The following is a 20,210-nucleotide window of genomic DNA, read 5'->3' on the forward strand; positions in this document are numbered from 1 at the left end:
AAAACGCTATAGCTAGACTAGGATGGGTTCTCACTCTAGGCAAGCCGGGGAAGCTCATGCTCAACAGGGGCATAGTCCCAGCGCTTCAGGGCTGGGCTTCGTCCTCATGTGCTCTCCCTTGCCGGGGAAAACGCCCTGAACGTCCCGTGGCACTCATCTAGTGCTGCTGCAGATGCCCATAAAGTTTGGCGTACAAACCACCATCAGCAATCAATTGCTGATGGTCGCCATCCTCGGCAACTTGCCCACCATCGAACACCAGCACCCGGTCGGCCTGCTTCACCGCGGACAACCGGTGCGCAATGATCAGCGTGGTGCGGTTGCTCAAGAACCGCGCCAATGCCTGGTGCAGGTTATATTCGGTGGCCGCGTCCAGGGCAGACGTGGCCTCGTCGAGGATGACCACTTTGGGTTCGGCCAACACCATCCGCGCAATCGCCAGGCGTTGACGCTGCCCGCCGGACAATCGCACACCGGAGCGCCCGACAATACTGTCCAGGCCGTTAGGCAACTCACGCACCGTGTTGTGCAGTTGAGCAATTTCCAATGCCTGCCAGCAGGCTTCGTCGCTGCGTTCGCGGCCCATGGTCAAGTTGGCGCGCACGGTGTCGTTGAACAGTGCCGGATGCTGCAAGACCACGGCGACATTTTCACGCACGGTTTCCAGGCCGATCTCTTCCTGAGTCGAACCACCGAAACGGATGGTGCCGGCCTGGGGCGTATACAAGCCCAGCAACAACTGCACCAGGGTGCTTTTGCCTCCCCCGCTGGCGCCGACAATCGCGACTTTCTCACCGGGGGCAATCGACAGGTTCATTTGGTTCAGCACCAACTCGTCGCCGTAGCCGAAACTCAGCCCCTGGACTTCGATGCCCACCGTGTCGCGCCCCTGGAACGGGTCGACACTGCCGGTGTATTGCGGCTCATCAGCACGGGCCAGCAACTCGTTGATCCGCGACAGCGCACCGCCGGCGGCGTAAAAGGCGTACTGCAAATTGAGCAGTTGTTCCACCGGACCGATCATGAACCACAGGTAGCTGAACACGGCTAGCATCTGGCCGATGGACAGGTCGGAAAACAGCACGGTGAGCATGGCCGCGGCACGGAAAATATCGATGCCGAACTGGAACAGCAAGCCGCTGGCGCGGTTCGATGCATCGGTTTTCCACTGCGAGTTCACCGCGTAATCGCGCACCTCACGTGCTCGTTGGCCCAGCCGTCCGAGGAAAAAGCCCTGACGATTACCGGCGCGCACTTCCTGGATGGCATCCAGGGTTTCGGTCAAGGCCTGGGTGAAGCGCGAGGTGCTGTCGTTCTCGAGTTTCTTCAGGTGTTTGACCCGCTTGCCCAACAGCACCGTGGCATAGATCACCAGCGGGTTGAACAGCAGGATCAGCAGCGCGAGTTTCCAGTGCATCCACATCAGGATGGAGGCGGTGCCCACCAGCGTCAGCATGGCCACAAGGAAACGACTAAGGGTTTCGCCGACGAATTTGTCCAGCGTGTCCAGGTCGGTGACCAGGTGCGTAGTCACCGTGCCGCTGCCCAGGCTTTCGTATTCCCCGAGCGAGATGCACTTGAGTCGCTCAATCAACCGCACCCGAATCCGATACACGATGTCCTTGGCCAACGCCGCAAACAATTTCGCCTGCACCACGTTGAACAACAACGCCGCACAGCGTAGTGCCAGGGTCACCAGCAGCATCAGGCCAATGTAACCCGCGGCTTTCTGCCAGACGTCGGGCAGCGCATGGTTCATGATTTTCAGCGCCGCGTCACCGTGACCCAGCAGCACTTCGTCGACCAGCAACGGCAACAGCAAGGGGATCGGTACGCTGCACAGCGTTGCCAATACCGCGACGCCGTTGGCGATCCACAAGGATTTTTTATGGTGAAGGGCCAGGCGACGGATTTCCGCCCAGCTCAGACGGTCGACACGTGCAGGGGCTGGAGCGTCGTCGGGCAGGTCATGCACAGGCAGCGCGCTCCAGCCAGCGGCCGAGCAACGGAGACAACACACTCAAAGGTTGATAGCCATTGGTCAACAACGCCAATTGACCATCGCGCTCTGCCAGCAAGGTCGGGAAACCGGCAATGCCCAGGTCCTGGACCCAGGTGAAATCGGCAGCGGTGGCGGCGTGCTGATCGGCACGGTCGAAGGCAGCGGCGAACTCGATGCGCGGCAAACCGGCCTGCTCTGCCAGCTCCACCAACACACTGGCGTGGGTGACGTCGCGCCCTTCGGCGTAGAACGCATGCTGGATCAACCCGAGCAGTTTCCACGCGCAATCCGGTGCCAGGCTGCGCGCCGTCACCAGCGCCCGACAGGCAGGCTCGGTGTCGTAGACAAACCCATCGGGCAACGCACCTTCAAACTTGAACGGTTGGCCGGTGGCCTCGTGGACCGCCTGCCAGTGCTCAAGGATGTAGCGCCGAGTGGTCGGCTCCAGCGCCGAGCCACTGCCGGTACGCAAACCGCCGACGACCAGATGCACGTCCACCCCCGCTGCCTGCGCCTGCTCGACCAGCGCGTTGGCCACCGGCGCAAAACCCCAGCACCAGGAACACATCGGGTCCATCACATAGAGCAGGCGACGTGCAGACATGGTTCAAGCCTCGGAAGGAGTTTGCTTGTAGTTGTAACCGATCGGGTGCGGCATGTTGCGCGCCTTGGCCAGTTCGATCTGCTTCTGCCGGTCGATGGCACTGCGACGGGTTTTCTCGCTCAGCTTATCCCAGCAATGCGGGCAACTGATGCCGGCCACGTAATGCTCGGATGCACGGTCTTCCACACTGACGGGCGTACGACAGGCATGACATTGATCGTAGTCGCCTTCGCTGAGATCGTGACGCACGGTCACGCGGTTATCGAACACGAAGCAGTCGCCCTGCCATTTGGTTTCTTCCTGCGGCACCTCTTCGAGGTACTTCAGAATGCCGCCCTTGAGGTGATAGACCTCATCGAAGCCCTGGCTGAGCATGTAGCTCGAAGCCTTTTCGCAGCGAATGCCGCCAGTGCAGAACATCGCGACCTTCTTGTGCACGGCCGGGTCGAAATTGGCTTTGATGTAGTCGGGGAATTCGCGAAAACTGGTGGTCTTCGGGTCGATGGCGCCTTCGAAGGTGCCGATCGAGACTTCATAATCGTTACGGGTGTCGATCAACAGCACTTCAGGATCGCTGATCAGCGCGTTCCAGTTCTGTGGATCCACATAGGTGCCGACCTTTTTGTTCGGGTCCACGCCTTCGACGCCGAGGGTGACGATTTCTTTCTTGAGTTTGACTTTGGTGCGATAGAACGGCTGCTCGTCGCAATACGACTCTTTGTGGTCGATGTCGTCCATGCGCGGGTCGTTCTTGAGCCAGGCCATCAGCCCGTCAATGCCTTCGCGGCTGCCGGACACGGTGCCGTTGATGCCTTCTTCGGCGATCAGCAGCGTGCCTTTGATGCCGTTGTCGACCATTGCTTGCAGCAGCGGCTCGCGCAGGGCGACGTAATCTTCCAGGGTGACGAACTTATACAGTGCCGCCACGACAATCTGTTGTGTCATGGGTAATTCTCCAGGTGGCTACCCTCGTAAGGGGTGAACCGGATGCGAAAAAAAACGCGCCGGGTGAGCGGCGCGTTGCGGATTCTAGCAAAAAACCGATGCTTAATGCTTGCTGCCGCCAGCACAGGTCGGCGAAGCCGGGGCCGCGTCGATCTGTGCCCATTCTTCTGGCGTGTAGGTATGCAGCGCCAACGCATGGAACTCGCCCATCAGTTCGCCCAAAGTGCCGTACACCTTCTGGTGACGCTTGACGCGATTGAGGCCTTCGAACTGCTGGCTGACCACCACCGCCTTGAAGTGGGTCTGCAACCCACGGCTGTGCATGTGGCTTTCATCCAGCACTTGCAGATGCTCGGGCTGTAACAGACCCAGCGTCGATTCGATGCGTTGTTGCATGGTCATACCCGACTCCGCTTAAGGCTTTTTCTTGGCTGGAGCGGCGGCGCCTTTAGGCTCCAGCTCGGCAGTCATGTCAGCCAGCAGTTTGTTGACCACAGGCACCGCGCTTTCCAGCTTGGCTTGAGTCATCTGGGCCGATTGCTGAGTCAGCTGTGGCATTTTTTCCAGGACTTTCTTGCCCAGTGGCGACTTGTAGAACGCAACCAGATCCTTGAGCTCGGATTCGCTGAAATTGGTGGTGTAAAGCTTGACCATGTCCGGCTTCAGCTTGTTCCAGCCAATGGCTTGATCCAGAGCGGCGTTGGCCTTGGCCTGGTAAGTTTCCAGCAGGGCTTTTTTCGATTCAGGGGCTTTGGTCTGTTCAAAGCGCTGAGCGAACATTTGCTGCACTTGCATGTACACCGGAGTGCCCAGTTTGTCAGCGTGCGCCAGGGTCAGGAAAGCTTCGGCACTGGCGTTGTGGCTGGCGGTATCGGCAAAAACCTGGCCGCTGGCGCAAACCAGTGCAACCGCGGTACAGATGGCACGAAGACGAGTCATCGAGTTTCCTTTTCTAGCAGGCGAGGCAAAACCTCAAGGGCGACCATTCTGCACCTAAAAAAGTGTGTCACTCAACCCCAAGCCTTGTCGCACCTGATTTAGAGGGGCTGAACGGTCAAATTCCAGACTGATGGAACCACGGCCGGCGATCACGGCCTAAACTGCGCTATCACCTACAGGAGTGTGCATGATGAGCCGTATCGAAACCGACAGCCTGGGCCAGGTAGAAGTCCCGGATGACGCTTACTGGGGCGCTCAGACGCAACGCTCGCTGATCAACTTCGCCATCGGCAACGAGCGCATGCCGCTGGCGGTGCTGCACGCCCTGGCCCTGATCAAGAAAGCCGCGGCGCGCGTCAATGATCGCAATGGCGACCTGCCCGCCGACATCGCCCGCCTGATCGAACAAGCCGCCGACGAAGTGCTCGACGGTGACCACGACGAGCAATTCCCGTTGGTGGTCTGGCAGACCGGCAGCGGCACCCAGAGCAACATGAACGTCAACGAAGTGATCGCCGGTCGCGCCAACGAACTGGCCGGCAACCCGCGTGGCGGCAAGACCCCGGTGCACCCCAACGATCACGTCAACCGCTCCCAGAGCTCCAACGACTGCTTCCCCACAGCCATGCACATCGCGACGGCTCAGGCGGTGCAGCAGCATTTGCTGCCGGCGATCAGCGAGTTGTCTGGCGGGTTGGCGGAGCTGTCCGCGCGGCACATGAAACTGGTCAAGACCGGTCGTACCCATATGATGGACGCCACGCCGATTACCTTCGGCCAGGAACTCTCGGCGTTCATCGCACAACTGGATTACGCCGAGCGGGCGGTCCGTAGCGCGTTGCCGGCGGTCTGTGAACTGGCTCAGGGCGGCACGGCGGTGGGCACCGGACTGAACTCGCCCCACGGTTTTGGCGAAGCGATCGCCGCAGAACTGGCCGCCCTCTCCGGCTTGCCGTTCGTCACCGCTCACAACAAATTCGCCGCCTTGGCCGGTCACGAACCGTTGGTCACCCTCTCCGGCGCCCTGAAAACCCTTGCCGTAACCCTGATGAAAATTGCCAACGACCTGCGTCTGCTGGGCTCCGGGCCGCGAGCGGGGTTTGCCGAAGTGAAACTACCGGCCAACGAACCGGGCAGCTCGATCATGCCTGGCAAGGTCAACCCGACCCAGTGCGAAGCGCTTTCGATGCTGGCCTGTCAGGTATTGGGCAACGACGTTGCCATCGGTTTTGCAGCCAGTCAGGGCCACCTGCAGTTGAACGTGTTCAAACCGGTGATCATCCACAACCTGCTGCAATCGATCCGCTTGCTGGGCGATGGCTGCAGTAACTTCCAGCAGCATTGCATCGCCGGGCTGGAACCGGATGCCGAGAAAATGGCCGAGCATCTGGAACGAGGTTTGATGCTAGTGACGGCACTGAACCCGCATATTGGGTACGACAAATCGGCGGAGATTGCCAAGAAGGCTTACAGCGAGGGGCTGACCCTGCGTGAGGCGGCGTTGCAGCTGGGGTATCTGACCAATGAAGAGTTCGATGCTTGGGTGAAGCCGGAGAATATGCTGGAGGCCGGCTCCAAAGGTTGAAACTTGCGGCGGTTGATAGTCAGTCATCGCGGGCAAGCCACGCTCCCACAGGATTCGGGTCGTTCACGGGTATTGTGATCGACACAAAACCTGTGGGAGCGTGGCTTGCCCGCGATGAACGATAACGCGGTCTAACTGGCCGCCATCCGCACCCGCCGGGCCCTGAGTCCCGCCATTAGCGATGGCCCCAACGCCACGAGCGCCGACCCGAGCACCACCAACACCGCCCCGCCATAACCCAGGCCATTGATCTGTTCGGCATGCACATACTCCGGCCATAACCACACGGCCATGGCCACGGCGGCAAAGGTCACCAGCGGTGTGATCGCCAGCGTCGCACTGACCCGTGAGGCCTCCCAATGGGCCAGGGCTTCGGCGAAGGCGCCGTAAGCGATCAAGGTGTTCAAACAACACGCCAGCAGCAGCCAGCCTTGCAGCGGGCTCAGTTGCAGCGCTTCCAGCGGATGCACCCACGGAGTCAGCAACAGCGCGCAGAACAGGTAAATCACCATCATCACCTGCAACGAATTCCATACCGTGAGCAACTGCTTCTGGCCCAAGGCATAGAAGGTCCAGACCGTGGACGCCAACAGCACCATCAGCACACCGGCGGTGTAATCGGTCAGGGAGGTGAGCAACTCACTCAAGCGCTGATTGAAGAACAGCGCAAAGCCGATCAGCAGCACCAACAGGCCAATCCCCTGCCCCACGCTGAACCTTTCCTTGAACACGAACAGGCTGGCGATCAGCAACATGATCGGGCCCATCTGCACCACCAGTTGCGCGGTGCCGGGGCTGAGCAGGTTCAAGCCCATCAGGTACAGCACGTAGTTGCCGACCAGTCCGAGTACCGCCATCAACACCAGCCAGCCACCGCGCGGGCCGAGGACTTTGCGACTCGGCAGACGTTTGGTCGCCGCCAGATAAATGAACAGGCAGCCGCCGGACACCAGCAGGCGAAACCAGGTCACCGTCACCGGGTCCATCACCAGCAGCACCTGCTTGAGCTTGATCGGCAGGATTCCCCACAGCAACGCGGTCAGCAAGGCCAGGAACAGACCATAAACCCAGCGACCCGATGAAATATGCATGCTGACCCCGAAGCCGATTGGCGAAAACGGTCATTCTAGGCACAGACCGGGGCGCGACACAGGGACAGTTGCCGACGGGCCGCGAATGAAACTGTGCAGGTCGCACCATAAAGTTGACGATATGCCGTCGATCGGGTGGCCAGGCGTGGCAAGTGGTTCATGCATAAGCTCATTGAAACCGTCATCCGTAGGAGATCGCCCATGTACGGCATGCGCGCCCAAGACAACGCCCCCGCCACCCACTTTCGTTGTGATCGGTTGTGTCGTGTGAATGGAGAGCTGTATTTCACCACGCGGGAACGCACGCTGGAGGGGCCGTTTGAAAACCGGGAGGCCGCGGTGCGTGAGATTCAGGCGTATATCGAGCGGATGCAGTTCTTGTGTATGAGCCGGTAAACCGCGGCGCCTGCATTCGCGAGCAAGCCCGCTCCCACAGGGTTTGTGGCGTTCGCTGTATTTGTGATCGCCACCAACTACTGTGGGAGCGGGCTTGCCCGCGATAGCAATGCAACAGTCTCTACTTAATCAGGGTACTTACCGCACCGCCTCAAACAACCCCGTAGCCCCCATCCCGCCACCCACGCACATGGTGACGATGCCGTAACGCAGGTTACGCCGCTGCAACTCACGCACGATGTGCCCGACCTGACGCGAACCGGTCATGCCGAACGGATGGCCGATGGCAATCGAACCGCCGTTGACGTTGTACTTGTCGTTATCGATTTCCAGTCGATTGCGGCTGTACAGGCATTGCGAGGCGAACGCTTCGTTGAGCTCCCACAGGTCAATGTCGGCGACTTGCAAACCCTTGGCTTTGAGCAACTTCGGCACCGAGAACACCGGGCCGATGCCCATCTCGTCTGGCTGGCACCCGGCCACGGCAAAACCGCGGAAAAACGCTTTGGGCTTGAGCCCCAGCGCCAGGGCTTTTTCCAGGCTCATCACCAGGGTCATCGAAGCGCCGTCGGACAGTTGCGACGAGTTGCCGGCGGTCACTGAGCCGTCTTCGGCAAACACCGGTTTCAACCCGGCCAGGCTTTGCAGCGTGGTGTCCGGGCGGTTGCAGTCGTCGTGGTCGACGATGCCGTCGAGGATCTGCACCTGGCCGGTGGCCTTGTCTTCGACGCGATACTTCACCGCCATCGGTACGATTTCATCGTTGAACAACCCGGCAGCCTGCGCCAGGGCGGTACGTTGCTGGCTTTGCAGGGCGCACACATCCTGCTCTTGGCGACTGACATCGTAACGACGCGCGACAATCTCGGCAGTCTGGCCCATGGGGAAATAGATGCCCGGTACCTGCTCTTTCAGCAGCGGGTTGATCAGGTTGTCGGTGTTGACGCTTTTCATGGTCAGGCTGATCGACTCGACGCCACCAGCGACAATGATGTCGCTGCAGCCCGAAGCGATCTGATTGGCGGCAATGGCAATGGCCTGCAAGCCTGACGAACAGAAGCGGTTAAGGGTCATGCCACCCGTGCCGATGCCCAGGTGCGACAGCACCGCGACGTTGCGACCGATGTTGAAGCCCTGGGCGCCTTCGTTGGAGCCGGCGCCGACGATGCAATCCTCGACGCTGGCCGGGTCGACGTCATTGCGCGTGAGCAGCGCGTTGACGCAGTGGGCCGCCATGTCGTCCGGACGGGTCATGTTGAACTTGCCGCGAAAGGATTTGGCCAGGCCGGTCCGTACGCTGTCGACGATCACCACTTCACGCATGGCATACACCTCATTGTTGTTGTCAGTCAGGAGTTGGACCGAGCATAAGTCCACCCTATGACTGACCGCGACAATCATTCACCCCGCGTATGCGTAGCCATCGGTTCAGCGCTTGCGTTTTTGCAGTTTCCTCTGAAGTTTGTCGGACTTTTTGAATGCCTCTTCCAGTGCCTGATTGAGGGTGCGCAAGACCTTGACCCGCGCCCAGCGCTTGTCGTTGGCTTCCACCAGCGTCCACGGCGATATCTCGGTGCTGGTGCGATCGACCATATCGCCAACAGCCACACGGTAATCGTCCCATTTGTCGCGATTGCGCCAGTCGTCTTCAGTGATTTTGAAGCGCTTGAAAGGGATCTGCTCGCGTTCCTTGAAACGCTCGATCTGAGTCTGTTTGTCGATGGCCAGCCAGAACTTGACCACGATCACTCCGGCATCGGCTATCTGCTCTTCGAAGTCGTTGATCTCGCCGTAGGCGCGCATCCAGTCCGCCTTGCTGCAAAAGCCTTCGATGCGTTCCACCAGCACCCGGCCATACCAGGAACGGTCGAACACAGTGAATTTGCCCCGGGCCGGAATATGCCGCCAGAACCGCCAGAGATACGGCTGCGCCCGTTCATCTTCGGTGGGCGCGGCGATCGGCACGATGTCGTACTGGCGTGGGTCGAGCGCTGCGGCCACCCGCCGGATTGCCCCGCCCTTGCCTGCCGCGTCGTTGCCTTCGAACACCGCTATCAACGCGTGACGACGCATGCGCTTGTCGCGCATCAGCCCGGAAAACCGTGCCTGCTCGGTAATCAGTTGCTCTTCGTAATCGTCCTTGTCCAGCTGCAGGGTCAAGTCCAGGCTGTCGAGCAGATTCACTTGATCGACGCTGGGAAACAAGGGCGCTGCACTGACTTTGTGTGGGTGAATCCTGGGTCTCTTCAGCGCGCTTTGCAGACCATCGAGCAAGATCTTGCCAACCGTCAGGCTCCGATAGCGCGCGTCCACGCCGGCGATCACATGCCACGGCGCATAGTCGCGGCTGGTGCGGCGCAGCACCCGCTCGCCGTACTTCACGAACTTGTCGTAGGTCGCGGATTGTTGCCAGTCCAGCGGGCTGATGCGCCAGCTGTGCAGCGGGTCGTCGGCCAACGCCTTGAGCCGCGCTTTCATTTGTTTTTTGGAGAGGTGAAACCAGAACTTGAAGATCAGCGCGCCTTCGTCGCACAGCATCTTCTCCAACCGCTCGGCCCCATTGATGCTTTGATCGAGTCGCGGATCCTTGAACAAACCATGAACCCGCCCTTGCAGCATCTGGCTGTACCAGTTGCCGAAGAAAACCCCCATGCGGCCCTTGGCCGGGAGCATCCGCCAGTAGCGCCAGGCCGGCGGTCGCGCCAGTTCTTCGTCGGTCTGCTGGTCGAACGTACGCACCTCGATCAGGCGCGGGTCCATCCATTCATTGAGCAACTTGACCGTCTCACCCTTGCCGGCCCCTTCAATGCCGTTGATCAAAATGATGACCGGAAAGCGGTGTTGCTGCCGAAGTTCAAACTGCGCTTCGAGCAAGGCTTCACGCAACGCTGGCAGTTCGGCGTCATAGGTTTCTTTGTCGATGGCATGACCGATTTCGGCGGATTCGAACATAGAGCGGCTCCTTCCAGGATTGATCAAGACTAACGGAAGATGGAGGTTTGTGGTGAAGCAAAAAAAGAACAAAGGATCGCAGCCTTCGGCAGCTCCTACATGGGATCGATGTACACCTGTAGGAGCTGCCGAAGGCTGCGATCTTTTGCGGTAACCACCATTCTGAGCAGGCGGTTTGCCCCGTGTCTTGCCATGGATCAAGCGCCGCTACGGCGATCAGCTAGAATGGCCACCTTGCCGTTACCGAGCCTGCCATGAAACCTGTAATGCCCCACGCCCAGCTCGACTGGGACGACCAAGGTCGCCCGCGTTCGCGGGTGTTCGATGATGTGTATTTTTCCGACCAGTCGGGCCTTGAAGAAACCCATTACGTGTTTCTGGAGCAAAACGATTTGCGCGACCGTTTCGCCGCCTTGCCGGTGGATGGTCGGCTAGTAATTGGTGAGACTGGTTTCGGTACCGGGCTGAATTTTCTCTGTGCCTGGCAGTTGTTCGAACAGCACGCGGTGGCCGGTGCGCGCCTGCATTTTGTCAGTGTCGAAAAGTACCCGCTGAGCGCGCCCGATCTGCAACGCGCCTTGTACTTATGGCCGGAACTCAAGCCATTTGCCGATCAATTGCTGGCGCAATACGTAGCGATCCATCAGGGCTTTCAGCGCTTTGTGCTGGACAACGGCCGCGTCACCCTGACCTTGCTGATCGGCGATGCACTTGAGCAGTTGCCGCAACTGGATGCGCAGATCGACGCCTGGTTTCTCGACGGTTTTGCCCCGGCGAAAAACCCCGACATGTGGACCGCCGAATTGTTTGCCGAACTGGCTCGCCTGGCGGCACCCGGCTCGACCATCAGCACCTTCACCAGCACCGGCTGGGTGCGCCGCCTGCTGAACGCGGCGGGCTTCAAGATGAAGCGCACGCCGGGCATCGGCCACAAGTGGGAAATCCTGCGGGGCACGTTCCTCGGTTGGCCTGAAGAGGCCACTAAACCAGCCTCGGCAAAACCATGGTTCGCTCGCCCACAACCGCTGACCGGCGAGCGTCGCGCCCTGGTGATCGGTGCCGGACTGGCCGGTTGTGCCAGTGCCGCCAGCCTCGCCGCTCGGGGTTGGCAAGTAAGCCTGCTGGACCGTCATGAAGCACTGGCGCAGGAAGCCTCGGGCAATCCTCAGGGTGTGCTGTACCTCAAGCTTTCGGCCCATGGCACGGCGTTGTCGCAATTGATCGTCAGCGGTTTTGGCTACACCCGACGTCTGCTGGAACAGCTGCAGCGTGGCGTCGACTGGGACGATTGCGGGGTCTTGCAACTGGCCTTCAATGCCAAGGAAGCCGAGCGTCAGGCGCAATTGGCCGCGGCCTTTTCACCAAGCCTGGTGCACCTGCTCGATCAACCCCAGGCCCAGGCCCGGGCCGGTATCGAACTGGAGCACGGCGGCTTGTTCTACCCTGAAGGCGGTTGGGTTCACCCGCCCGCGTTGTGCCAGTGGCAGGCGTCCTCGGCGAACATCCAGTGGCTGCCCCATCGCGAGGTGCTGGAACTGCGCAAGGTCGATGATCAATGGCAGGCCTGGGATGGCGAAACACTTTTGGCCAGCGCTCCCGTGGTGATTCTGGCCGGCGCCGCCGAGATCAAGCGTTTTCCACACAGCGCCGACCTGCCCCTCAAACGCATTCGCGGCCAGATCACCCGACTGGCGCAGACCCCGGAAAGCCGGAGCCTGGCCACCGTCGTCTGCGCCGAAGGCTATGTGGCGCCGGCACGCCTGGGCGAACACACGCTTGGCGCCAGCTTCGATTTCAAAAGCGATGATCTCGCCCCGACCGTCGCCGAACACCTTGGCAACCTGGCGTTGCTCGAGGAAATTTCCACTGACCTGGTCGCCCGTCTGCATGTTCCAGATCTGGACCCGCAACAGCTTGAAGGGCGCGCGGCGTTCCGTTGCACCAGCCCGGATTACCTGCCGATCGTCGGACCGTTGGCTGAACAAGTCGCCTTCACCGAGGCCTATGCCGCGCTGAGCAAAGATGCCCGGCAAGTGCCCGATGTGCCCTGCCCATGGCTCAAGGGGTTTTACGTCAACAGCGGTCACGGTTCTCGCGGTTTGATCACCGCGCCGTTGTCTGGCGAGCTATTGGCGGCATGGCTTGAAAACGAGCCCCTGCCCTTGCCGAAAGCGGTGGCCGAAGCCTGCCATCCCAACCGTTTTGCCTTGCGCCAATTGATCCGCGGAAAAGCCTGACCCGCAGCCTTATAACTTATCGGTCTAAAACTCCAGGGATTCACCTGGGTCAGTTTCTGAGTACCTGCCGTTTTTGGCGGGTATCGATTGACCCTCCCCAACGGAAAAACCGGTAAGGACTTATGTGCGGATTAGCTGGAGAATTACGTTTCGACCATCAACCTGCGGACCTCGCAGCCATTGAACGAATCACCCATCACCTGGCCCCTCGCGGCCCTGATGCATGGGGCTTCCACAGCCAGGGGCCGATTGCCCTGGGTCATCGGCGCCTGAAAATCATGGACCTGTCGGACGGCTCGGCCCAGCCGATGATCGACAACCAACTGGGCTTGTCCCTGGCCTTCAACGGCGCGATCTACAACTTCCCGGAACTGCGCACCGAGCTGGAAAGCCTCGGTTACGCCTTCTATTCCGGCGGCGACACCGAAGTGCTGCTCAAGGGCTATCACGCCTGGGGCGAAGCCCTGTTGCCCAAACTCAACGGCATGTTTGCCTTCGCCATTTGGGAGCGCGACGCCAAGCGTCTGTTCATCGCCCGTGACCGTCTGGGCGTGAAGCCGTTGTACCTGTCGCGCACCGGTCAACGCCTGCGCTTTGCCTCGGCCCTGCCGGCATTGCTGAAGGGCGGCGACATCAACCCGATCCTTGACCCGGTGGCGCTCAATCACTACCTGAATTTCCATGCGGTGGTCCCTGCCCCGCGCACCCTGCTGGCGGGCATCGAAAAGCTGCCCCCGGCGAGCTGGATGCGCATTGAAGCGGACGGCACCACCGAGCAGAAAACCTGGTGGACCCTGCCCTACGGCCCACACGCCGACGAGTTGAACCTGACCCTCGAAGACTGGCGCGATCGCGTGCTCGACAGCACCCGTGATGCGGTGGCGATCCGTCAACGGGCGGCGGTGGATGTTGGCGTGTTGCTTTCCGGTGGGGTCGATTCGAGCATGCTGGTCGGTCTATTGCGTGAAGTCGGCGTTGAAAACCTGTCGACCTTCTCCATTGGTTTCCAGGATGCCGGCGGCGAGCGCGGTGACGAGTTCCAGTATTCGGACCTGATCGCCAAGCACTACGGCACCCAACATCACCAACTGCGCATCGACGAAAAAGAGATCATCGAGCAACTGCCCGCGGCGTTCCGAGCCATGAGCGAGCCGATGGTCAGCCATGACTGCATCGCCTTCTACCTGCTGTCGCGCGAAGTGGCCAAGCACTGCAAGGTGGTGCAAAGCGGCCAAGGCGCGGACGAGTTGTTCGCCGGGTATCACTGGTATCCGCAAGTGGACGGTGCGAGCGATCCGTACGCAGCGTATCGCGATGCGTTTTTCGACCGCAGCTACGCCGACTACGCCGCCACGGTGCAGCCGAAATGGCTGACCGCCAACGACGCGGCCGGCGATTTCGTGAAGGAGCATTTCGCTCAGCCTGGTGCCGACGCTGCCGTGGACAAAGCCCTGCGTCTGGACAGCACCGTGATGCTGGTGGACGACCCGGTGAAACGCGTCGACAACATGACCATGGCCTGGGGCCTGGAAGCGCGTACGCCGTTTCTCGACTATCGCCTGGTGGAGTTGTCGGCGCGGGTGCCGGGCAAATTCAAGCTGCCGGATGGTGGCAAGCAAGTCTTGAAAGAAGCGGCGCGGCTGGTCATTCCGAGTGAAGTGATCGACCGCAAAAAGGGTTACTTCCCTGTCCCCGGCCTCAAGCATTTGCAGGGCGACACGCTGAACTGGGTGCGTGAACTGCTGCTCGATCCGAGTCAGGATCGTGGCCTGTTCAACCCCGCCATGCTCGACCGCCTGCTGACCGATCCGCAAGGTCAACTGACCCCGTTGCGCGGCTCCAAGCTGTGGCAATTGGCGGCCCTGAACCTGTGGCTCAGTGAACAAGGAATCTGATCGATGAAACCTCACGCCACGGCTTACAGCCAACGCTTGTTGCGCGGTCAGGCGCCCTCTTACGAACGCTTGCAGGCGCGTCTGGCCGAAGACGGCAGTGAATTGGGCGCCGCGCCAATCGCGGTGCACTGCGGCTGGGGCCGGTTGCTGATCGGCCATACCTTTCCCGATGCCGCGAGCCTTGCCCAAGAGTTGCTCAATGAGCAGCCCGGTGAGCGGGACATCGCCTTGTACGTTGCCGCGCCCCAGCAAGTGCTGGGGCTGGAGCCGGCTCAGCTGTTTCTCGACCCGTCCGATACCTTGCGCCTGTGGTTCAGCGACTACCGTCAGTCCACCCGGGTGTTTCGCGGTTTTCGCATCCGTCGGGCGCAAAGCGAAGCGGACTGGCAGGCCGTCAATCAGCTGTATCAGGCGCGCGGCATGCTGCCTATTGATGCGAATTTGCTGACACCTCATCACCAGGGCGGCCCGGTTTACTGGCTGGCAGAAGATGAGGACAGCGGCGCGATCATCGGTAGCGTCATGGGCCTGAATCATCACAAGGCGTTCAACGATCCGGAAAACGGCAGCAGCCTGTGGTGCCTGGCGGTCGATCCGCAATGTTCCCGCCCAGGTGTCGGTGAAGTGCTGGTGCGGCACTTGATCGAACACTTCATGAGTCGTGGCCTGAGTTATCTGGACCTGTCGGTGCTGCACAACAACCGTCAGGCGAAAAGTCTTTACGCCAAGCTCGGTTTTCGCAACTTGTCGACCTTCGCCATCAAGCGCAAAAACGGCATCAACCAGCCGTTGTTTCTCGGCCCCGGTCCCGAAGCCGCGTTCAATCCGTATGCGCGAATCATCGTTGAGGAGGCACATCGACGCGGCATTGATGTACAGGTGGATGACGCGCAAGCCGGCCTGTTTACCTTGATTCACGGCAGTCGTCGGGTACGTTGCCGCGAATCCTTGAGCGATCTGACCAGCGCCATCAGCATGACGTTGTGTCAGGACAAAAGCCTGACCCACAAGGTGCTGAAAAACGCTGGCCTTAAACTGCCCGCCCAACAACTGGCGGGGAGCGCGGACGACAATCTGGCGTTTCTCGACGAGCACGAACGGGTGGTGGTCAAACCGCTGGACGGTGAACAGGGCCAAGGGGTAGCGGTGGATTTACGCACCATCGAAGAGGTCCAGCAAGCCATCGAAAACGCCCGTAAATTCGACAGTCGAGTACTGCTGGAAAGCTTCCATGAAGGCCTCGACTTGCGGATTCTGGTGATCGGCTTCGAGGTGGTCGCGGCCGCCATTCGACGGCCGGCGGAAGTGGTGGGTGATGGTCAACATTCAATCGGTGCGCTGATCGAAGCCCAGAGCCGTCGCCGTCAGGCAGCGACCAGCGGTGAAAGCAAGATCCCGCTGGACCATGAGACCCAGCGCACCTTGAAGGTTGCGGGTTACGACTACAGCAGCATTCTGCCCTCGGGTGAGCACTTGTTTGTCCGGCGCACGGCGAATCTTCATACCGGCGGCATTCTTGAAGACGTCACGGCGATTCTGCATCCGACCTTGGTGGATGCGGCGGTGCGCGCGGCACGGGCGCTGGATATTCCGATGGTCGGGCTCGACCTGATGGTGCCGGCCGCCGACCAACCGGACTATGTGTTTATCGAAGCCAATGAACGCGCCGGGCTGGCCAACCATGAACCGCAGCCGACGGCCGAGCGGTTTGTGGATTTGTTGTTTCCGCATAGTCAGCCGGCAGCCTCTTAGTGATGTACTTCCCGGCCCCATGATCGTTCCCACGCTCTGCGTGGGAATGACTCCTCGGACGCTCCGCGTTCGCTTGGGACGCAGAGCGTCCCTGGCTGCATTCTCACGCAGAGCGTGGGAACGATCAGCTCTCAACCCATCAGGAGTTTCCATGACCCGCAAAATTCCCGAACCGGATCTCAATTACCTGCAAAAAGTCCTGCTGGAAATGCTCGCCATTCCCAGCCCCACCGGGTTCACCGACACCATTGTGCGTTACGTCGCCGAGCGTCTCGAAGAGCTGGGTATTCCCTTTGAGATGACCCGTCGCGGCACCATCCGCGCCACCCTCAAGGGCAAGAAAAACAGCCCGGACCGCGCGGTCTCCGCTCACCTGGACACCATTGGCGCAGCGGTTCGCGCGATCAAGGAAAACGGTCGCCTGACCCTGGCGCCAGTCGGTTGCTGGTCCAGCCGTTTTGCCGAAGGTAGCCGCGTCAGCCTGTTCACCGACAACGGCGTGATCCGCGGCAGCGTGTTGCCGTTGATGGCCTCGGGGCACGCGTTCAACACTGCCGTGGATGAAATGCCGATCAGTTGGGATCACATCGAATTGCGCCTGGACGCCTATTGCGCCACCCGCGCTGATTGCGATTCGCTGGGGATCAGCGTGGGCGATTTCGTCGCCTTCGACCCTTTGCCGGAGTTCACCGAAAGCGGCCATATCAGCGCCCGTCACCTCGATGACAAGGCCGGCGTTGCCGCCCTGCTCGCGGCGCTGAAAGCGATTGTCGACAGCGGCGAAGAGTTGATGATCGACTGCCATCCATTGTTCACCATCACCGAAGAAACCGGCAGCGGTGCGGCGGCGGCCCTGCCCTGGGATGTCAGCGAATTCGTCGGCATCGACATCGCGCCGGTCGCGCCCGGCCAGCATTCCAGTGAACACGCAGTGAGCGTGGCAATGCAGGATTCGGGCGGGCCTTATGACTATCACCTGTCGCGCCATCTGCTGCGCCTAGCCAGCGACAACGAACTGCCGGCGCGCCGCGACCTGTTCCGCTATTACTTCAGCGATGCTCACTCCGCCGTCACGGCCGGCCACGACATTCGCACGGCCCTGCTGGCCTTCGGTTGCGACGCCACCCACGGCTACGAACGCACCCACATCGACAGCCTCGCCGCCCTCAGCCGCCTGCTTGGCGCCTACATCCTCAGTCCGCCGGTATTCGCCAGCGATGCACAACCGGCCAAGGGCTCCCTGGACCGGTTCAGTCATCAGATCGAACACGAGACGCAGATGGAAAGCGATACGCGGGTGCCGTCGGTGGACAGCCTCATCGGACAGCGCACAGATAGCTGACCCAGGCAGTTTCTTCGCATGAAAGATTGCCATCGCGGGCAAGCCCGCTCCCACAGGGAAATGTGGTCACTGTGGGAGCGGGCTTGCCCGCGATGAGGACCGATCAGCCAACACATCAGGTCAAGGCTAGCCGCCCCTCTTCATTCGCCGTAGCATCGCGCCATTGTTTAGCCGAGGTGCCTTATGCTGATCCCCCACGACCAACTTGAAGTCGATACCCTGACCCGCCTGATCGAGGATTTCGTGACCCGCGACGGCACGGACAACGGCGATGACACACCGCTGGAAACCCGCGTCTTGCGTGTTCGTCAGGCATTGACCAAGGGCCAGGCGTTGATCGTCTTCGATCCGGAAAGCGAGCAATGCCAGTTGATGCTCAAGCACGACGTGCCCAAGCACCTGTTCGACTGAGGTTCTTAACGGGCTTTGGCCTGTTTGATCTGGATGCGCTCATAAACTTCGGCGCGATGAACGTTGACCTGCTGCGGCGCTTCAACGCCGAAGCGCACGCTGCTTCCGTTGACGGCGAGAACCCGCACGGAAATGTTGTCACCAATGGATATCAATTCGCCCACAACGCGGCTAAGTACAAGCATGGCATTCATCCTTCAGGGTTACTGGCCCTTGAAGATGCCCGGCCCGTGGTGAGTCTTCAATGCAACGGCAGCAAAACAGTCTCGCCCTACAGCACAAGATGCTTCGCCCTGAAGGACTTATCCGACAAACCGGTTGGAATGAAGGATCAATCCTTCAGGCAGCGGAAATACGCGGGCCAAACAGGATGACGCTCGCCCCGATCACACACAGCGCCACGCCAATCCAGTCCGAGCCCAGTGGACGAATCCGCTCGACCACCGCCAGCCAGCCGATCGACGCAATGATGTAGATGCCACCGTAGGCGGCATAGGCGCGGCCGGCGTAACTCGCTTCGACCCGGGTCAGCAGCACCGCGAACAAGATCAGGCTGAGCAATGCAGGGATGATCCACCAAGCACTTTTACCCTGACGCAGCCACATCCAGAAGGCAAAGCAGCCGGCGATTTCGAACAGCGCGGCAAGGAAAAACCACAGGTAATTGATCATGCAGATGTCTCGTGAGGATGGCCGGTTGCGGCCACCCTAACGACGGTATTGCGCACGGGCAAGTTCAGCCTGCGGATTGTTTGGCCTTGGCGCGCATCTTGTCGGCCATCACGGTCATTTCGTTGTAGAGCACTTGCGGGTCTTTTTGCTTGATCGCCCAAGCCATACGGCCCTGTTCGTGAGGCAGGATCAAGAATTCGCCAACGGCGACCTGTTGATAGATGTAATCGGCAATGTCGGCTGCGCTGATCGGCGAGCTTTCCAGCAACTTGCCGACCTGAGCTTTCATGGCGGGGGTCGGGCCACGGAAGGAATCCAGCAGGTTGGTCTGAAAGAACGACGGGCACACTACATGCACGCTGACTTCCTCGTGGGCCAGTTCGATCAACAGACTTTCGGACAACGCCACCACGCCTGCCTTGGCCACGTTGTAGTTGCTCATGGCCGGACCTTGCATCAGTGCCGCCATTGAGGCGATATTGATGATCTTACCTTTGCTTTTCTCCAGCAGCGGCAGGAAGGCCTTGCAGCCCTTGACCACGCCCATCAGGTTGATCGCGATCTGCCAGTCCCAGTCTTCCAGCGACAGTTCACTGAAGAACCCGCCCGAGGCCACGCCGGCATTGTTGACGATGACATCAATGCCGCCGAACTTCTCTTCACAGGCTTGGGCGAACGCCGTTAGTTGGCTGTAGTCGCGCACATCACAACGCTGGATGAACCCGTCGCCGCCGGCTTCGCGAACCAGCTTCAGGGTTTCTTGCAGGCCGGGTTCACTGACGTCCGACAAGGCCAGCTGCCAGCCTTCACGCGCCCAACGCAGCGCGATTTCGCGACCCAGGCCTGAGCCCGCGCCAGTGATCATCATGCGATTTTGCATAGCAAACAGCCTTGTTGTTCCGGGGAAGATGCACCGAGTGTAGCGAAGGATAATGCGCGACCCACGCTCCATCAGATTGCTGAATGGCCAGCAATGAACCACGGCGCGGTCCGGTTGTTTCAACTTTGAGACGCAGTAAAAGAAATAAACATACTTTCCAAATACATTAAAAAAACCTGGAATTTTTCTTCATATCCATGAGTCGGATTTGGTAAGCAGCTAGGATTAATACAAGTCCAGCTGATGGCTAAAGCTAAAACGCTAGGTCAAATCCACAACGCTTCCAACAAGGAAACAGACATGGGCACAATTCTTATCGTTATTCTTATCCTGTTGTTGATAGGTGGCTTGCCGGTCTTCCCGCACTCCAGAAGTTGGGGTTACGGCCCGTCCGGTATCATCGGCGTAGTGTTGGTGGTGCTGTTGATCCTGCTGCTGCTTGGCAAGATATAAAGATTTTTCCGGCAAAAAAAAAGAGGCCCTGCGAAGGGCCTCTTTTCTATTGCG

At 60.0% G+C, this 20,210-nt stretch carries 19 protein-coding genes; 8 read left to right on the forward strand and 11 right to left on the reverse strand.

What is annotated here, in order from left to right; translation table 11 throughout:
- Positions 1-157: 157 nt before the first annotated feature.
- The 5 genes from PSH97_RS20285 to PSH97_RS20305 all read right to left on the reverse strand — a co-directional run bounded on the left by PSH97_RS20285 (position 158) and on the right by PSH97_RS20305 (position 4,490).
- Positions 158-1,975 carry an ABC transporter ATP-binding protein gene (locus PSH97_RS20285; RefSeq protein WP_305446440.1) on the reverse strand — a complete coding sequence of 606 codons (1,818 nt, stop codon included), beginning with the start codon at positions 1,973-1,975 and terminating at the stop codon, positions 158-160.
- Positions 1,968-2,570, reverse strand: coding sequence for a DsbA family protein (locus PSH97_RS20290; protein ID WP_187326510.1), 603 nt, complete (start codon positions 2,568-2,570; stop codon positions 1,968-1,970). Before PSH97_RS20290 ends, PSH97_RS20285 begins: the two co-directional genes overlap by 8 nt.
- Positions 2,571-2,609: 39 nt before the next feature.
- Positions 2,610-3,551, reverse strand: coding sequence for an oxygen-dependent tRNA uridine(34) hydroxylase TrhO (gene trhO / locus PSH97_RS20295; protein ID WP_305446441.1), 942 nt, complete (start codon positions 3,549-3,551; stop codon positions 2,610-2,612).
- A 102-nt stretch (positions 3,552-3,653) separates the two neighbouring features.
- Entirely contained in the window at positions 3,654-3,953 is a 300-nt protein-coding gene (locus tag PSH97_RS20300; protein WP_052964137.1) for a BolA family protein, read from the reverse strand.
- A gap of 12 nt (positions 3,954-3,965) precedes the next feature.
- Positions 3,966-4,490 (reverse strand): DUF2059 domain-containing protein, encoded by a 525-nt coding sequence (locus tag PSH97_RS20305; RefSeq protein ID WP_305446442.1) that lies wholly within the window; start codon positions 4,488-4,490, stop codon positions 3,966-3,968.
- 190 nt (positions 4,491-4,680) lie between these two features.
- Between PSH97_RS20305 and PSH97_RS20310 the strand changes: the two genes are divergently transcribed.
- On the forward strand, positions 4,681-6,075 hold the full coding sequence (locus PSH97_RS20310) for a class II fumarate hydratase (RefSeq protein WP_305449840.1): 1,395 nt from the start codon (positions 4,681-4,683) through the stop codon (positions 6,073-6,075).
- 131 nt (positions 6,076-6,206) lie between these two features.
- Here PSH97_RS20310 and PSH97_RS20315 read toward each other — a convergent pair whose 3' ends face one another.
- The gene (locus tag PSH97_RS20315; RefSeq protein ID WP_305446443.1) at positions 6,207-7,166 is read right to left on the reverse strand and encodes a DMT family transporter; all 960 of its coding nucleotides are present in this window, start codon (positions 7,164-7,166) and stop codon (positions 6,207-6,209) included.
- A 201-nt stretch (positions 7,167-7,367) separates the two neighbouring features.
- Here PSH97_RS20315 and PSH97_RS20320 point away from each other — a divergent pair, with 201 nt between their 5' ends.
- Complete coding sequence (locus PSH97_RS20320; RefSeq protein ID WP_218397630.1) at positions 7,368-7,562, forward strand: DUF6316 family protein; 195 nt, start codon at positions 7,368-7,370, stop codon at positions 7,560-7,562.
- Positions 7,563-7,700: 138 nt separating this feature from the next.
- Here PSH97_RS20320 and PSH97_RS20325 read toward each other — a convergent pair whose 3' ends face one another.
- A complete protein-coding gene (locus tag PSH97_RS20325; RefSeq protein WP_305446444.1) occupies positions 7,701-8,885 on the reverse strand; it encodes a thiolase family protein in 1,185 nt (394 codons plus the stop codon).
- A 105-nt stretch (positions 8,886-8,990) separates the two neighbouring features.
- The gene (gene pap / locus PSH97_RS20330; RefSeq protein WP_305446445.1) at positions 8,991-10,514 is read right to left on the reverse strand and encodes a polyphosphate:AMP phosphotransferase; all 1,524 of its coding nucleotides are present in this window, start codon (positions 10,512-10,514) and stop codon (positions 8,991-8,993) included.
- A 254-nt stretch (positions 10,515-10,768) separates the two neighbouring features.
- Between pap and mnmC the strand changes: the two genes are divergently transcribed.
- The 5 genes from mnmC (at position 10,769) to PSH97_RS20355 (ending at position 18,151) form a co-directional block, all read left to right on the forward strand.
- Positions 10,769-12,751: a bifunctional tRNA (5-methylaminomethyl-2-thiouridine)(34)-methyltransferase MnmD/FAD-dependent 5-carboxymethylaminomethyl-2-thiouridine(34) oxidoreductase MnmC gene (gene mnmC / locus PSH97_RS20335; RefSeq protein WP_305446446.1), complete on the forward strand. Its 1,983-nt coding sequence runs from the start codon at positions 10,769-10,771 to the stop codon at positions 12,749-12,751.
- Positions 12,752-12,873: 122 nt separating this feature from the next.
- Entirely contained in the window at positions 12,874-14,646 is a 1,773-nt protein-coding gene (locus tag PSH97_RS20340) for an N-acetylglutaminylglutamine amidotransferase (protein ID WP_305446447.1), read from the forward strand.
- 3 nt (positions 14,647-14,649) lie between these two features.
- The gene (gene ngg, locus PSH97_RS20345; RefSeq protein WP_305446448.1) at positions 14,650-16,398 is read left to right on the forward strand and encodes an N-acetylglutaminylglutamine synthetase; all 1,749 of its coding nucleotides are present in this window, start codon (positions 14,650-14,652) and stop codon (positions 16,396-16,398) included.
- A 151-nt stretch (positions 16,399-16,549) separates the two neighbouring features.
- Positions 16,550-17,740, forward strand: a complete 1,191-nt coding sequence (locus PSH97_RS20350; protein ID WP_305446449.1) for an osmoprotectant NAGGN system M42 family peptidase — start codon at positions 16,550-16,552, stop codon at positions 17,738-17,740.
- A 183-nt stretch (positions 17,741-17,923) separates the two neighbouring features.
- On the forward strand, positions 17,924-18,151 hold the full coding sequence (locus PSH97_RS20355) for a YheU family protein (protein WP_003199186.1): 228 nt from the start codon (positions 17,924-17,926) through the stop codon (positions 18,149-18,151).
- 5 nt (positions 18,152-18,156) lie between these two features.
- Here the strand turns inward: PSH97_RS20355 and csrA are convergent, their stop codons facing one another.
- The 3 genes from csrA to PSH97_RS20370 all read right to left on the reverse strand — a co-directional run bounded on the left by csrA (position 18,157) and on the right by PSH97_RS20370 (position 19,703).
- Positions 18,157-18,336 (reverse strand): carbon storage regulator CsrA, encoded by a 180-nt coding sequence (gene csrA, locus PSH97_RS20360; RefSeq protein WP_305446450.1) that lies wholly within the window; start codon positions 18,334-18,336, stop codon positions 18,157-18,159.
- Between the two features lie 154 nt (positions 18,337-18,490).
- Complete coding sequence (locus tag PSH97_RS20365) at positions 18,491-18,823, reverse strand: YnfA family protein (RefSeq protein ID WP_305446451.1); 333 nt, start codon at positions 18,821-18,823, stop codon at positions 18,491-18,493.
- A 64-nt stretch (positions 18,824-18,887) separates the two neighbouring features.
- Positions 18,888-19,703, reverse strand: coding sequence for an SDR family oxidoreductase (locus tag PSH97_RS20370; protein WP_305446452.1), 816 nt, complete (start codon positions 19,701-19,703; stop codon positions 18,888-18,890).
- Between the two features lie 300 nt (positions 19,704-20,003).
- Here PSH97_RS20370 and PSH97_RS20375 point away from each other — a divergent pair, with 300 nt between their 5' ends.
- Positions 20,004-20,156 (forward strand): DUF3309 family protein, encoded by a 153-nt coding sequence (locus PSH97_RS20375; protein ID WP_008012020.1) that lies wholly within the window; start codon positions 20,004-20,006, stop codon positions 20,154-20,156.
- The last annotated feature ends 54 nt before the right edge of the window (positions 20,157-20,210 follow it).

It is taken from the genome of Pseudomonas cucumis, from assembly GCF_030687935.1.
Taxonomy (GTDB): Bacteria; Pseudomonadota; Gammaproteobacteria; order Pseudomonadales; family Pseudomonadaceae; genus Aquipseudomonas; species Aquipseudomonas cucumis.